16 protein-coding genes and 1 tRNA gene are annotated in these 13947 nt (G+C 70.7%); 6 read left to right on the top strand and 11 right to left on the bottom strand.

Features of this window, described 5'->3' with window-relative positions:
* Positions 1-67: 67 nt before the first annotated feature.
* From mshC to ACQSSQ_RS10070, 4 genes are all read right to left on the bottom strand, one after another.
* On the bottom strand, positions 68-1306 hold the full coding sequence (gene mshC, locus ACQSSQ_RS10085; protein ID WP_431326944.1) for a cysteine--1-D-myo-inosityl 2-amino-2-deoxy-alpha-D-glucopyranoside ligase: 1239 nt from the start codon (positions 1304-1306) through the stop codon (positions 68-70).
* Positions 1307-1329: 23 nt separating this feature from the next.
* Entirely contained in the window at positions 1330-2154 is an 825-nt protein-coding gene (locus tag ACQSSQ_RS10080; protein WP_431326943.1) for an SCO1664 family protein, read from the bottom strand.
* Positions 2147-2671 carry a DUF3090 family protein gene (locus ACQSSQ_RS10075; protein WP_431326942.1) on the bottom strand — a complete coding sequence of 175 codons (525 nt, stop codon included), beginning with the start codon at positions 2669-2671 and terminating at the stop codon, positions 2147-2149. Before ACQSSQ_RS10075 ends, ACQSSQ_RS10080 begins: the two co-directional genes overlap by 8 nt.
* Before the next feature lie 62 nt (positions 2672-2733).
* The gene (locus ACQSSQ_RS10070) at positions 2734-3423 is read right to left on the bottom strand and encodes an MSMEG_4193 family putative phosphomutase (RefSeq protein WP_431326941.1); all 690 of its coding nucleotides are present in this window, start codon (positions 3421-3423) and stop codon (positions 2734-2736) included.
* Between the two features lie 49 nt (positions 3424-3472).
* On the opposite strand from ACQSSQ_RS10070, the gene corA reads away from it, so the two are divergent.
* A complete protein-coding gene (corA, locus tag ACQSSQ_RS10065; RefSeq protein ID WP_431326940.1) occupies positions 3473-4456 on the top strand; it encodes a magnesium/cobalt transporter CorA in 984 nt (327 codons plus the stop codon).
* A gap of 3 nt (positions 4457-4459) precedes the next feature.
* Here the strand turns inward: corA and ACQSSQ_RS10060 are convergent, their stop codons facing one another.
* A complete protein-coding gene (locus ACQSSQ_RS10060; protein ID WP_431326939.1) occupies positions 4460-5185 on the bottom strand; it encodes an SDR family NAD(P)-dependent oxidoreductase in 726 nt (241 codons plus the stop codon).
* A 111-nt stretch (positions 5186-5296) separates the two neighbouring features.
* Here ACQSSQ_RS10060 and ACQSSQ_RS10055 point away from each other — a divergent pair, with 111 nt between their 5' ends.
* Positions 5297-6196: a helix-turn-helix transcriptional regulator gene (locus tag ACQSSQ_RS10055; protein ID WP_431326938.1), complete on the top strand. Its 900-nt coding sequence runs from the start codon at positions 5297-5299 to the stop codon at positions 6194-6196.
* On the opposite strand, the gene ACQSSQ_RS10050 is transcribed toward ACQSSQ_RS10055, so the two are convergent.
* The 4 genes from ACQSSQ_RS10050 to ACQSSQ_RS10035 form a co-directional block, all read right to left on the bottom strand.
* Positions 6150-6572, bottom strand: a complete 423-nt coding sequence (locus ACQSSQ_RS10050) for a hypothetical protein (RefSeq protein ID WP_431326937.1) — start codon at positions 6570-6572, stop codon at positions 6150-6152. The genes ACQSSQ_RS10055 and ACQSSQ_RS10050 overlap by 47 nt on opposite strands.
* Before the next feature lie 4 nt (positions 6573-6576).
* The gene (locus ACQSSQ_RS10045) at positions 6577-7008 is read right to left on the bottom strand and encodes a peptidoglycan-binding domain-containing protein (RefSeq protein ID WP_431326936.1); all 432 of its coding nucleotides are present in this window, start codon (positions 7006-7008) and stop codon (positions 6577-6579) included.
* Positions 7009-7179: 171 nt separating this feature from the next.
* Positions 7180-8019, bottom strand: a complete 840-nt coding sequence (locus ACQSSQ_RS10040; protein WP_431326935.1) for an undecaprenyl-diphosphate phosphatase — start codon at positions 8017-8019, stop codon at positions 7180-7182.
* A complete protein-coding gene (locus ACQSSQ_RS10035; RefSeq protein WP_431326934.1) occupies positions 8016-9068 on the bottom strand; it encodes an LLM class F420-dependent oxidoreductase in 1053 nt (350 codons plus the stop codon). Before ACQSSQ_RS10035 ends, ACQSSQ_RS10040 begins: the two co-directional genes overlap by 4 nt.
* 117 nt (positions 9069-9185) lie before the next feature.
* Between ACQSSQ_RS10035 and ACQSSQ_RS10030 the strand changes: the two genes are divergently transcribed.
* Positions 9186-10130, top strand: a complete 945-nt coding sequence (locus ACQSSQ_RS10030) for an aldo/keto reductase (RefSeq protein ID WP_431326933.1) — start codon at positions 9186-9188, stop codon at positions 10128-10130.
* 11 nt (positions 10131-10141) lie between these two features.
* Positions 10142-10336: a DUF5703 family protein gene (locus tag ACQSSQ_RS10025; protein ID WP_431326932.1), complete on the top strand. Its 195-nt coding sequence runs from the start codon at positions 10142-10144 to the stop codon at positions 10334-10336.
* On the opposite strand, the gene ACQSSQ_RS10020 is transcribed toward ACQSSQ_RS10025, so the two are convergent.
* A complete protein-coding gene (locus ACQSSQ_RS10020) occupies positions 10333-11655 on the bottom strand; it encodes a M20/M25/M40 family metallo-hydrolase (protein ID WP_431326931.1) in 1323 nt (440 codons plus the stop codon). The genes ACQSSQ_RS10025 and ACQSSQ_RS10020 overlap by 4 nt on opposite strands.
* A 138-nt stretch (positions 11656-11793) precedes the next feature.
* Here ACQSSQ_RS10020 and ACQSSQ_RS10015 point away from each other — a divergent pair.
* Together ACQSSQ_RS10015 and ACQSSQ_RS10010 are read left to right on the top strand one after the other, a co-directional pair.
* Positions 11794-11879 (top strand) — tRNA-Leu (locus ACQSSQ_RS10015).
* A gap of 79 nt (positions 11880-11958) precedes the next feature.
* Positions 11959-13086 (top strand): tyrosine-type recombinase/integrase, encoded by a 1128-nt coding sequence (locus tag ACQSSQ_RS10010; RefSeq protein WP_431326930.1) that lies wholly within the window; start codon positions 11959-11961, stop codon positions 13084-13086.
* A 506-nt stretch (positions 13087-13592) separates the two neighbouring features.
* On the opposite strand, the gene ACQSSQ_RS10000 is transcribed toward ACQSSQ_RS10010, so the two are convergent.
* Positions 13593-13865 carry a helix-turn-helix domain-containing protein gene (locus ACQSSQ_RS10000; protein ID WP_431326928.1) on the bottom strand — a complete coding sequence of 91 codons (273 nt, stop codon included), beginning with the start codon at positions 13863-13865 and terminating at the stop codon, positions 13593-13595.
* Positions 13866-13947 lie beyond the last annotated feature (82 nt).

Genomic DNA, 13947 nt, shown 5'->3' with positions numbered 1-13947 from the left:
CTTCACTCTATGACGCCGGTGGAGGTCGAGGAGAGAGTGATGGCGGCTCCTGGCCGCAGAAGGTGGCTCAGGCGACGCCGAGCAGGGCGTCGACCGCGGCGCCGACGACCCGGCCGGACGCGGGGTCGTGGTCGCCCGCTCCCCCGCCGGCCAGCGCGGCGTCGACCCAGGCGTCGACGGCCGCGACCGCCCGAGGCGTGTCGAGGTCGTGGGCGAGCGCCGCGCGGATCGCGTCCACGACCGGGGCAGCCTCGGACCCGCCGGCCGCGAAGGCGTCACGCCAGCGCGCGAGGCGCTTCTGGGCGTCGACGATCTCGTCGTCGGCCCACTCCCACGGCGTGCGGTAGTGGTGCGCGAGCAGCGCGAGGCGGATCGCCGACGGGTCGTGGCCGTCGGCCCGCAGCCGGGAGACTAGCACCAGGTTGCCGAGGGACTTCGACATCTTCTCGCCCTCGAAGGCCACCATCGCCTGGTGCACGTAGGTTCGTGCGAACCGCGTCTCGGTGGCGACCTGCGCCTCGGCGGCCGACATCTCGTGGTGCGGGAAGACGAGGTCGGTGCCGCCGCCCTGGACGTCGAAGTCGTGGCCGAGCGTCTCGAGCGCGATCGAGGCGCACTCGACGTGCCAGCCGGGTCGCCCAGGTCCGAAAGGGCTGTCCCAGGACGGCTCGCCGGGGCGCTCGGCCTGCCACAGCAGACAGTCCAGCGGGTCGCGCTTGCCCTCGCGGTCGGGATCGCCGCCGCGCTCGGCGAAGAGCCGGAGCATCGTCTCGCGGTCGTACCCGGACACGCCTCCGAAGTCGGGGTCTGCGTCGACGGAGAAGTAGACGTCGCCGTCCACCTCGTACGTCACGCCGCGGTCGCGCAGCCGCTCGACCAGGGCGATCGCGAGGTCGATCGACTCGACGGCTCCGACGTAGTGGTCGGGCGCGAGGATCCGGAGCGCCGCCATGTCCTCGCGGAACAGCTGGATCTCGCGCTCGGCCAGGTCCGTCCACGCCACGCCGGTGGCGGTCGCGCGCTCCAGCAGCGGGTCGTCGACGTCGGTGATGTTCTGCGTGTAGACCACCTCGAGGCCGCGGTCGCGCCACGCGCGCTGGAGGAGGTCGAAGGTCAGGTACGTCGCGGCGTGCCCGAGGTGGGTCGCGTCGTACGGGGTGATGCCGCAGACGTAGAGGCGCGCCCGCTCCTCGGGATCGACGGTCGCGAGCGCCCCGCTGGCGGTGTCGAAGACCTGGACGGCGGAGCCTCGGCCGAGGCCGAGCTCGGAGAGGTCGGGGACTTCGGGGGACGTCCAGGCGCGCATGTCACGAGGGTATAAGGCGTCGCCTACAGCGGTGGCCACGGGATCGTGGGCCAGCGGTCGCCCGGATCCGGCATCCGCCCCGACACGAGCAGCTCCGCGACCCGCTCGCTCAGCGCGGCGCGCTCACGGCGGGTGAGGAGCTCGGCGAGCGCGTCGTGGAGCGGACCTGCGGCGAGACGGCCCTGCAAGCGCTCGAGCGTCCGCCGCTCCCCCGGCTCGAGCGCCGCGTCGGCCCAGCCCCACAGCACCGTGCGGAGCTTGACCTCCTCGTGGAACGTGAGCCCGTGGTCGCACCCCAGCACCGCGCCGCCTGTCGGGAGCAGGTGGCCGCCCTTGCGGTCGGCGTTGTTCACCACCGCGTCGAAGAGCGCCAGCGCCCGGAGCTCGGGCGAGTCGCGGTGCAGCAGGACCACCGGGCGGTCCTCGACGTCGACAGCCTCCACGACGGCGAACCACCCGTCCGGCGCCTGCCCCGCCGGGACGACCGCGACCTGAGGGGCGTCCACGTCGACGTCGATCCACACCTGAGCCATACCGAATCCGAAGGGCCCCTCGCGCAGCACGGTGGGAGGGACGACGTGCCAGCCCGCGGCCTCGGAGACGAGGTACGACGCTCGCTCCCGGGCCGCCAGGGTCCCGTCGGGGAAGTCCCACAGCGGGCGCTCGCCGCGTACCGGCTTGTAGACGCACTCCAGGACGTGGTCGTCGCGGGTCACCCGGCCGAAGAACGTGCCGTTGGACGCCTCGACGAGACGGCCGGTCACCTCCAGCGTCCCGTCGGTGAGCGTCCGCAGCGTCGCCTCGCGGTCGACCCCGTCGCCGACCTCGCGGGCCGCGCCTTCAGTCACGTGCGACCCGGCGGAACCCGTTGGCACGAGGGCACAGGTGTCCCTCGGGCTCGACCACGCCGCCGCAGAACGGGCACGTGGGGCGCCCGGCCGCCACGACGCTCTTGGCCCGCTCGGCGAACTCGAGCGCGACCTCCGGACGCAGCGTCACCACCAGCACGTCGCTCGCCTCGGTGTCCTCGTCGTCGGTCGCGGCGAACGCCTCCACGACGACCTCACCGACGTCGGGCTCCCACGCGAGGGTCATCGCGCCGACCCGGAACTCCTCCTCGATCGGCTGGTCGAGCGGGTCCAGGTCCACCGACCGCCCCGGAGCCGGCGTCGACGCGGTGCCGCCGCCGACCTCCACGAGGAGGGCCTCGAGGCGCTCGGCGAGCACCCGGACCTGCTCCTTCTCCAGGGCCACCGACGTCACGCGGGACCCGTCGCTGGCCTGCAGGAAGAACGTCCGCTCCCCGGGCGCGCCGACCGTCCCCGCGACGAAGCGCCTCGGGCGTTCGAACCGGTGGATCAGCATGGCACCGAGCCTAGACAGACCCCTCGGAGGCGGCGACTCCTGCCCCGGGTCGCGGCCATCGGTCACGCACCTCCGCCGACGGGCGCGTCGCCGGTGGGACGGTCACCCTCCGGCTCGGGGACGAGGTGGCTCAGGTCGGAGCCCAGGTCGTTGACGTGCCGGACGGTCGGCCGGTGCGTCCCGTACGTGACCACGCTGACCGAGCCGGGCGACACCACGATGCGCTGGAACTGGTCCAGGTGCAGGCCGAGGGCGTCGGCGAGCACGGCCTTGATGACGTCGCCGTGGCTGGCAGCGGCCCACACCGCGCGCGGGCCGTGACGGCGCTCGACGCGACGGTCGATGCGCCGGACGGCCTCGATCGCGCGCGCCGACACGTCGGCGAGGCCTTCGCCGCCGGGGAAGACCACCGCGCTCGGCTGCTGCTGGACGGTCGCCCACAACGGCTCCCGGGCGAGGTCGGCGATCTTCTTGCCGGTCCAGCGGCCGTACCCGCACTCCACGATCCCGGGCTCCCTGCGCACGGGGACGTCGCCCTTCTGCGCGTCGGCGATCTCCCGGGCGGTCTGCATGGTCCGCATCAGCGGGCTGCTCACGACCACCGCGAGCGGGACGACCGACAGGCGCTGCGCCGTCGCGCGAGCCTGCTCGCGGCCGACGTCGTCGAGGCTGACGCCCCGGGTGCGCCCGGCGAGGACACCGTCGGCGTTGGCGGCGGTCCGTCCGTGTCGGACGAGGATCAGGGTCGGCACGCCTCGAGCGTAGTCGGCCTGCTGCCGCCCGACGGGCCAGAATGATGAGGTGATCCTGGACTGCGCCGCCTACCGCGACGAGAAGGCCGTGCACTCGAGCAGCTCGTTCGACGGGCTGGCCGAGGTCGCCGCCACGCTCACCGGCCCCGCCGACTTCGTGTGGGTGCTGCTCCAGGACCCCACGTACGAGGAGTTCCGTGAGCTGGAGACCGTGTTCGGCCTCCACCCGCTCGCGGTCGAGGACGCCGTCACGGCGCACCAGCGACCGAAGATCGACGTCTACAAGGACTCCGCCTTCCTGGTGCTGCGCTCGCTCGAGTACGACAAGGTCTCCAACGAGGTCCTGATGAGCGAGGTCGCCATGTTCATCGGCGCGCACTACGCGATCACGGTGCGCCACGGGTCGTGGCCCCAGCTCGACCAGATCCGCGACCGGGCGGACAAGCAGCCGGACCTCGTGAAGTACGGCTCGGTGTCGGCGGCGTACCACGTCGTCGACGCGGTCGTCGACGAGTACCAGGTGATCGCCGAGGAGCTCACCGAGGACGTCGAGGAGGTGGAGACCGCCGTCTTCTCCCAGGAGCCGCCGGCGTCGACCGCCCGCGTCTACCCGCTCAAGAGGGAGCTCCTGGAGTTCCGGAAGGCCGTCGTCCCCATCCACGCCCCGCTCCAGGACCTGCTGGGCGGACGCGCGAAGTGGTCGGTCCCCGAGGGTCTCCTTCCCTACTTCCGCGACATCGCCGACCACCTGGTGCACGCCCGGGGCACCCTCGACGTCCTCGACGGGCTGCTCGACAACGTGATGGCGGCGCGGGCCACGCAGATCTCCGTCCAGCAGAACGACGACATGCGCAAGCTCGCCGCGTACGCCGCCATGTTCGCCGCGCCCACCCTCGTCGCCGGCGTGTACGGGATGAACTTCGACGACATGCCGGAGCTCCACTGGGCGCTCGGCTACCCGATGGCGCTCCTGCTCATGGTCGGCTCCGTCACCGTGCTGTGGCGGCTGTTCAAGCGGTCCGGCTGGCTGTAGCGCTCACCACGGCAGGAACCCCTCACGCCCGAAGAAGGCACCCGTCGGCCCGTCCGGCGGCACGGTCGCGGCGCGGACGCTCGCCTCCGCGCCCTCCGCGACGGTCTGCGTCCCGCGGTGGTCGTTGAGGTCGGTGGCGGTGTAGCCCGGGTCGGCCGCATTGACACGGAAGTCCGGCAGCGCCTTCGCGTACATGGTGGTGACCATGTCGAGCGCCGCCTTGGAGGACGGGTAGACGAGGCTGACCAGCGTCGACTCGAACCGGCTCGGGTCCTGGGTGACGCCGAACGAGCCCATGCCGCTGGAGACGTTCACGACGCGCGGGTGCTCTGAGGCGCTCAGCAGCGGCAGGAACGCCTGGGTGACGCGGACGGGGCCGAGGAGGTTGACGCCGAAGACGGGGAGGAAGTCCGCGGGCACGGTGTCCGCCGGACCGACCCGCCTTCCCGTGATCCCGGCGTTGTTGACGAGCACGTCGAGCCCAGTGGCGGCGGCCTCGACCGTCGCCGACGCCGAGCCGACGGAGTCGTCGGAGCTCACGTCGAGGGTGACCGGCCGGACGTCGAGCCCGTCGTGCCGGAGCGTGTCGGCCACCTTCGTCCCGAGCTCGGCGTCTCGCGAGCCGAGCCAGACCGTCCATCCCAGCCCCGCCAGCCGGCGTACCGTCTCGAGGCCGATCCCCTTGTTCGCCCCGGTGACCAGGGCCGTCGTCTTCGTGGTTGTCGTCATGTCTCGACTCTCGGCCCTCGCGCCGACCCGCTCCAGGACCGGTTCGTCCTGGTACCGGCCGTACCCGGCTCCGGCATGGTCGGCACCGTCCGCGCGTGCCATCGTGGCGGTGTGGATCGCCGAGAGCTGGGACGCCTCCTCGTCCGTGCCCGCAGCCGCGTCGCGCCGGCCGACGTCGGTATCCCTGCGGGACCACGCCGCCGCGTGGCGGGGCTGCGCCGCGAGGAGGTCGCGATGCTGGCCGGCATCAGCGTCGACTACGTGACCCGGATCGAGCAGGGCCGCGGAGCCCACCCGTCAGCGTCCGTCCTGGCCGCGCTCGCACGCGCCCTGCGGATGAGCGACGACGAGCGCAGGGAGATGTTCGACCTGGCCGACACGGCCTCGCCCCGAGAAGGCCACGTCCCGATGCTGGTCCGGTCCAGCATCCTGCGCCTGCTCGACCGGCTCGAGGACCAGCCGGCGATCGTGCTCAGCGCCAAAGGCGACGTCCTCGCGTGGAACCCGCTGGCGGCGGCGCTCCTGGGAGACTTCTCGGCGCTCACGCCCCAGCAGCGCAACATCGTCCGTCAGCGGTTCCTCGGAGCGCCGAGCCGCGTGTCGGTGTCGCCGGACGAGGCCGCGGTCACCGCCGCCCAGTCCGTGACCTCGTTGCGCGCGGCGGCCGCGAAATACCCCGACGACCCCGACCTGCGACGGCTCGTCGAGGAGCTGCGGGCGCGGAGCCCGGAGTTCGAGCGCCTGTGGCTCGACGCCCCGTCTCAGGTGTGGCGCAGCCATCAGAAGACGATCGAGCACCCGACGGTCGGCAGGCTCACCCTGGACTGCGACGCGCTCGAGATCGCCGAGACCGACCAGACGGTGATCGTCTACTCGGCCGAGCCCGGGTCGCGTGCCGCGGAGCTGCTGCAGCTGGTCAAGGTCGTCGGCACCCAGAGCCTGGGTGCCGACGACCGACCCAGGGTCACGGACAGGCCGACGCCCACTCGATCTTCACGCCGGTCAGGGTGAAGGCGCTCGGGACGTACAACGACGTGTTGGGCGGGATGCACTCGTACACCACCGCGCCCGTCGCGTTGACGACGTAGCGCACCCAGACCCGGTCATCGTTCCGGGTGTTGGTCATCCAGTCCGCACCTCGGCTGCGAGAGCCGAGGTTCTGGTACGAGCTGGTGACGTCCTGATAGGCCGCAGTGGGCCTGCTGGCCTGCCAGTCGCTCGCGGACAGGTAGAAGCACACCCGCGGGTAGGCGCAGCCCCTGAAGGAGTCCGCTGCGGCCGGCGAGGCGCCCGCTGCGACGCACGCGAGCGCAACGGCAGCGAGCAGACCGGCGATCCGGTGGATGCGGGCCCGACCTCGGGAGCTGGTGCGGCTGGGACCTCCCACGTCGTCACCAGCTCAGCTCGCGGCAGACGTTGGGGTCCTGATCGCCCTCCCAGGCGACCTGCCGGTGCTTCATCGCGTCGCGAGTCTGAGGACCGTAGACACCGTCGGCGGTGACTCCCTCGATCTGCTGGACCCGCTTGAGGGCCGCCTTGGTCTTCGGCCCGAAGTTGCCGTCGACCGTGATCTTCAGAACGGTCTCGTTGTAGCCGCGGTAGCACCACGCGATCGAGTTCTGCAGGGTCCGGACGGCGGCACCGACGTAGCCCTGCTGGAGGTGACAGTGCAGCGGCGTGCTGCTGCTGGCAGCCGGGACAGCGACGATCCAGCCGCTGCGGGTCGTGGTGAGCAGATTCTTGGTACAGGACGGGCTCGCGGACGCCGGGCTGGCGGCGGACATCAGGCCCACCATGAGCCCGGCGACGGCGAGCACGCTCACGATCCATTTCTTCACAGAGATTCCCCTCGTTGCGTTGTCGGACGAGACGAGAGGGACGTTGTCAGTCGTGGGCGCGTGAGGGCACGCGAGATGTCAGCAATGGCCGAATTCGAACGGATCCTGGCGTTATCGCACGGTTTTCTGTGCGTCAGGACCAGCCAGCGGTCGTGACTAACCGACGGTCGTGCCGGCCGCGATCGTCCCGGTCGCGAGCAGGATCAGGACCAGCGAGCCGAGCCCGATCCGGTAGATCACGAACGGCGTGTACGAGTGCTTGCTGACGTAGCCGAGCAGCCAGTGGATGACGGAGATGCCCACCACGAACGACACGACCGTCGCGAGGATCGTCGGACCGACGCCGTACGCGTTGTCGCCCCCCGGGATCTCGGGCAGCTGGAAGAGCCCCGCCCCGACGACCGCCGGGATCGCCAGCAGGAACGCGTAGCGGGTGGCGGCGGCACGGTCGTACCCGAGTGCCCGGCCCATGCTGATCGTCGCGCCCGAGCGCGAGACGCCCGGGATCAGAGCCATCGCCTGGGCGAGGCCGAAGAGCACGGCGTGCTTCGCGTTGAGGTCCTCGATCGTCCGGTCCAGGCGCCCGAGCCGGTCGCAGATCCCGAGGACGACACCCATCACGACGAGCATCGTCGCGATGACCCAGAGGTTGCGGAAGTCGCTCTCGATGACGTCCTTCAGCGCGACGCCGAGGATCACGATCGGCAGCGAGCCGATGATGACGAACCAGCCCATGCGCCACTCGAGCGTCGTCCGCGCGTTGCGGTCGAAGAGGCCGCGCAGCCAGCCGCCGGCGATGTTCCAGATGTCGCGCCAGAAGTAGATGATGACGGCGAGCTCGGTCCCGATCTGGATCACGGCCGTGAACGCCGCGCCCGGATCCTCCCAGCCGAAGAACTTGGGGAAGATCGCGAGGTGGCCGGACGAGGAGATCGGGAGAAACTCGGTGAGGCCCTGGATCAGGCCGAGGACGAGGGCTTGAAGCAGGTCGCTCAAGAGCCGAGACCCGAGGCGTCGAGAGCGTCGGAGACGGTACGCAGGACGTGCGCGCGCTCGTCGTGGGTGCTGCCGAAGGTCGAGATCGCCAGCGTGGTCACGCCGGCACCGGCGTACGCGTGGAGGCGCTCGGCGATGCGCTCCTTCGGACCGATGAGGGCGGTCTGGTCGACCAGCTCGAACGGCACCGCGGCCGCGGCCTCGGCCTGCTTCTTGTCCAGGTAGAGGTCCTGGATCTTCTGGGCGGCGTCCTCGAAGCCCATCCGACGTGCCAGGGCGTTGTAGAAGTTCTGCTGGCGGCTGCCCATGCCTCCGACGTACAGGGCGGTGTAGGCACGCACCATGTCGGCACACTTCTCGAGGTCGTCGCCGACCACCACGGGGACCGTCGGCACGATGTCGAACCCGTCCAGGGTCTTGCCGGCCTTCTCCCGGCCCGCGCGGATGTGGTCCGTGGACACCGCGGCCTGCTCGGGGTTGAAGAAGATCGCGAGCCAGCCGTCGGCGATCTCGCCGGCGAGCTCGAGGTTCTTGGGGCCGACCGCCGCCAGGTAGATCGGGATGTCGGGGCGGTAGGGGTGAAGCATGATCTTGAGCGGCTTGCCCGGGCCGTCGGGCAGCGGGAGCGTGAAGTGCTCGCCCGCGTAGTTCAGCGGCTCCTCGCGGGCGAGGATCGTGCGGACGATCTCGACGTACTCGCGGGTGCGGGCCAGCGGCTTGTCGAACTTGACGCCGTGCCAGCCCTCCGACACCTGCGGTCCGGACACACCGAGGCCGAGACGCACCCGTCCCTCCGACAGGCGGTCCAGCGTGGCGGCCGTCATCGCCGTCATCGCGGGCGTCCGGCCGGGGATCTGCAGGATGGCCGTGCCGAGCTCGAGCGTCGTCGTGCGAGCGCCGATCCACGACAGCAGCGTGGGAACGTCGGAGCCGTACGCCTCTGCCGCCCAGGCGGACGAGAACCCGAGGGACTCGGCGTAGACCGCCGTCTCCACCCGCTCCGCCACGTCCGGTCCGGCGACGTACCCGACGTTGATCCCCAGCTTCATGCTCTGCTCCTTCATCGACGTGCACAGCGATGCGAGGGCGAGCCTAGCGGCACAGGTGCCCCCGCCTCGACTAGCCTTCCGACAGGGCCCCGGACGGGCCGCCACGCGAGGAGAGACATGCACGAACGCTTCGTCGGTCGCAGCGGGCTGGCCGTGTCGCGGCTCGGCCTGGGCACCGCCTCCTGGGGGCGTGACACCGACGAGCACGAGGCGGCCGACCTCTTCCGCCTGTTCCTCGAGGCCGGCGGGACGCTGCTCGACACGGCAGCGTCGTACGGCGCGGGGGCCAGCGAGGCGCTGATCGGCAGGCTTCTCGCCGACGTGCGCCGCGACGACGTCGTGCTGGTCTCCAAGGCGGGCACCAGCGGTCCGTCAGGGCGTGCGGGGACGTCGCGGAGCGCGATGCTGTCCACGCTCGACACCTCCCTCGCCCGGCTGGGCACGGACCACCTGGACCTCTGGCTGGTGCAGGGATGGGACCCTCGTGTGCCGGTGGACGAGACGCTGTCCGCCCTGGACCACGCCGTCGCCACGGGCCGTACGCGCTACGCCGGGATCGCCAACTACACCGGCTGGCAGACCGCGTACGCCCACACCCGCCAGGCCCTGCTCCCGTCCGCCGCGCCGATCGTGGCCACCGAGGTCGAGTACTCCCTGCTCGCGCGCCAGGTCGAGCGGGAGGTCGTGCCGGCGGCCGAGACGCTGGGCGTCGGGCTGCTTGCCTGGTCGTCGCTCGGACGCGGGGTGCTCACCGGCAAGTACCGGTACGGGATCCCGTCGGACTCCCGCGCCGCGTCCGACCACCTCGCCGGGTTCGTCGAGCCGTACCTGGACGCCCCGTCGCGGCAGGTCGTCGAGGCCGTCTGCCGGGCTGCCGAAGGGCTTCAGCTGACACCTCTCGAGGTCGCTCTCGCCTGGGTCCGGGACCGCCCAGGTGTGGCGAGTGCACTCATCGGCCCCCGGACAGCGGCACAATTGAAGGCAGCGCTCTCGGTGGAGCAGGTCACGCTCCCTGTGGAGATCACCGAGGCGCTCGAGGACGTGTCGATCGAGACGGTGTAGACGGAGGCGGTGTGGCGGAGTACGAGTTCCAGCGGTTCTGGCTGCCGCGCACGGAGTCACGCCAGGCGGTGCGCCGCCTGCTCGTCGACGCGGCCGAGCATCATGGCTGGGAGCTCGACCGTCTGCGGCTCTTCCCGGACGGTCGTCGCCGGGTGACGCTGCGGCGGCGCATCATCCGCGTCCGCAGCACGCTGACGCCGCACTAGGCCAGGTCCAGCAGCCGGTCGAACACCCGCGCGCCGAACTCCAGCGCGTCCGTCGGCACCCGCTCGTCGACGCCGTGGAAGAGCGCGGTGAAGTCGAGGTCCGCCGGCAGTCGGAGCGGCGTGAACCCGTACGACCGGATCCCGAGCCGGTCCCACGCCTTCGCGTCGGTGCCGCCGGACATCAGGAACGGGGCGATGTGCGCCTCCGGGTCCTCCGCGTGCAGGGCCACCGTCATCGCGTCGACGAGGTCGCCGCTGAACGGGTACTCCAGGGCCGGCTGGAGCGTCACCGGGTCGATGGTGACCGCGTCCCCGGCCAGCGCCCGGACCTCGGCGAGGAACGACGACTCCTGGCCCGGCAGGAACCGCCCGTCCACGTGGGCCGAGGCCTCGCCCGGGATGACGTTGACCTTGTAGCCGGCGTCGAGCATGGTCGGGTTGCTGATGTTGCGCATGCCCGCGCGGATCATCCGCGCAGCCGGACCGAACTCCGCGAGCAGTTGCTCGACCGACGCCTGCGGGGCGGCCGTCAGCTCGCGCACCTTCGCGAGGAGCGCCTGCATCGACGGCCCCGGCTCGTACGGCCAGTCGTGGTCGCCGATCGCCGCCACGGCGCGGCCGATCGCCGTGACCGCGTTGTTGTCGCGCACCATCGATCCGTGACCGGCCGTGCCCTGGGCGGTCAGCCGCATCCAGGCGAGCCCCTTCTCCCCCGACTCCAGGAGGTAGAGCCGCTGGCCGCCGATGTGCGTCGAGAACCCGCCGACCTCGCCGATCGCCTCCGTGCAGTCGGCCACGAGGTCGGCGTGGTGATCGACGATCTTGTGCGCGCCGTGGATCGAGCCCGCCTCCTCGTCCGCCGTGAACGCCAGCACGATCGTGCGCTGCGGTGCGAGGCCCGCCCGTCGCCGGGCGCGGACGACCGAGAGCACCATCGCGTCGAAGTCCTTCATGTCGACCGCACCCCGGCCGTACAGGTAGCCGTCCACGATCTCGCCCGCGAACGGGTCGTACGACCAGTCCGCGGCCTGGGCAGGCACGACGTCGAGGTGACCGTGGACGAGCAGCGGCGGGAGCGAGGTGTCCGCGCCCTCCCACCGGGCGATCACATTCGTACGCCCGGGGGTGACCTCGACGATCTCCGGCTCGAGGCCCACCTCGGAGAGGAGCCCGGCGACGTACTCAGCCGCCTTGCGCTCCCCCGGACCGCTGTCGTCGCCCGTGTTGGTGGTGTCGATCCGGATGAGGCTCCGGCAGATCTCGACGACCTCCGCGGCAGGGTCGACGGGCAGGGTCGTGGGCGTGTCTGCGGCGGTCATTCCCCCATCCTGCCTGGCCAGCGGGCCGGACGACGAATGGGCGCCCCCCGGTTTGGAGTTCACCACCGGGGGTTTGCTAAAGTTCTGACGCACGGTGAACGACGCGGTCGGCACGACGCGGAGGCTCACCGAGACCCAGTCCGGGTGGCGGAATAGGTAGACGCGCTAGCTTGAGGTGCTAGTGCCCGTATTAGGGCATGGGGGTTCAAGTCCCCCCTCGGACACATAGTTTGACCAGGGAAGTAGCCCCGATCCGGCTCCTGAGGACACACTCAGGACTCAGGTCGGGGCTATTCTGCGTTCATGGCGAGCCCCGAGCACCGCGTCCACGAAGCGTCCGGCACCGAATCCTGGCGGGTCCGCTTCCGCATCGGCGGGAAGCAGCGGTCCGAGACCTTCTACGCCGAGTCGACCGCGGAGGAGTTCGCCGCGCTGGTCAACACGCTCGGCGCCGAGCGTGCCCTCGCGTACTGGCTGCGGGAGACGGCTGACCCCGCCACGCCAACGCTCGACCAGTGGGCTGACCGCTACCTCGCGGCCCTCACGGGTGTCACGGACGGCACCCGCCGCACCTACGCGCGGATGTACCGGAAGGTGTGGAGCCCCCTCCTCGGCTCCTACCCGCTCGACGCGATCAGCCGCGAGACGATCCAGCTCGCGATCGCCAAGCTCGACCCCGATTGGTCGGACAAGACGATCCGGAACCATCACGGTCTGCTGGCCTCGATGATGAACGGCGCTGTCGTCGACAAGCTGATCGCTGGCAGCCCATGCAAGGGTGTGCGCCTCCCCCGCCGCACCGAGCACACCGTGGTCGAGATGCGGTTCCTCGACCACGGTGAGTTCGACCGCCTCCTCGGTGAGGTTCCCGCGCACTACCAACCGCTCGTGCTGACCCTCGCTGGCACGGGAATGCGGTGGGGTGAGGCTGAGGCCCTCGAGGTCGCCGACGTCGACTTGGCGAAGCGGACCGTGCGGATCACGAAGGCCGCCAAGTGGGACGGGTCGAAGGCGGCCCGCGACGTGGGCCCGACCAAGACTCGCCGCTCACGGCGGACTATCACCCTTCCCCCGCAGGTCGTTGCGGCCCTCGCTCCCCTGGTGTCTGGCCGGTCGAAGTCCGACCGGCTGTTCCTCGCCCCCCGCGGAGGCCCGCTGCGTCACCGGACGTTCTACGACGACTGGAAGCCGGCTGTCGAGCGCGCAGGACTCGATCCTCAACCACGGATCCACGACCTCCGCCACACGCACGTGGCATGGCTGATCGCACAGGGCGTCAGCCTCCCGGTGATCCAGGCGCGGCTCGGTCACGAGAGCATCACCACCACCATCGACAGGTACGGGCACCTGCTCCCAGACCTTCAGCGTGCGGCGGCGGATGCAGCGGAGGCAGCTCTGGCCGGGGTCTCGCTCAGCGCGATCGAGGCTTAGAGCCGACGCTCGTCGTTCACGTGCTCGGCCACCCAGCGCTCAAGCAGGTCCCGGACCACGTCAGACAGAGACTCACCACGTCTGTCAGCGATCTCCCGCGCGGACTCGAACAGGTCGTCAGGGATCCTGAACGCGCGAATCGGAGTCCCCCTGCCTGCCATGCCGGACGACACTTCACCTTCCGACGCGCCGAGGGTGTACTACACCCCTGGTCACAGAATGATCACGAGGTTGCGTGATTCACATAGCCCCGTCAGTGCCGGTCGATACGGTTTCAATCACCTCGGGGGACCGCGCTGGGTGGTCGAGAGGGACCAGGGGTAGTGCCAGGGGGTAGATAGGAATGAAGGCGTTCCAGCCGGTCGAGATGCTGGGTGTGCAAGTCCGCGAGGTAGACGACCTGGGCCGGCGATCGCTGTACGTCCCGTCAGTGCGCATGGCGTTCATCGAGCGCTCGCTCGACGCCGAGCAGCGGGAGGAAGTCGCGTGTTCCCTCCTAGGAGCGATCAGTGCTCGTCTGGGTCGATCGCCTCGTCAGCAACCACATCCTGACGTCCCGCAAATTCCATGAGGCGCCAGAACGAGCCGAGCTTGTAGAGCGACGCCAACTTCGTGAGATCGTCCAGGTCCCACGCCTCGAGCCCCCGGTCGCGGTCGGACACGTAGGTCTGGCCGCGACCGATGAAGGTCGCAACCGCTGTCTGGCTGAGCCCAAGCTCCTCGCGTCTGCTCCTCAGAGCGGCGGAAATCTGGCGCGTTGCCGGGGATGTTTCACGCATCTCGCTCCTTCTCACCATGGTGGCACTCTACCGCTTTTGCGGTTCACCACTCCAAATCGCTTGCATTCGTTACCGCATATCC

The organism is Mumia spirodelae (genome assembly GCF_050632745.1).
GTDB lineage: Bacteria > Actinomycetota > Actinomycetes > Propionibacteriales > Nocardioidaceae > Mumia.
Note: the sequence above shows the minus strand (reverse complement) of the source record. Positions and strands in the feature narration are given on the sequence as shown.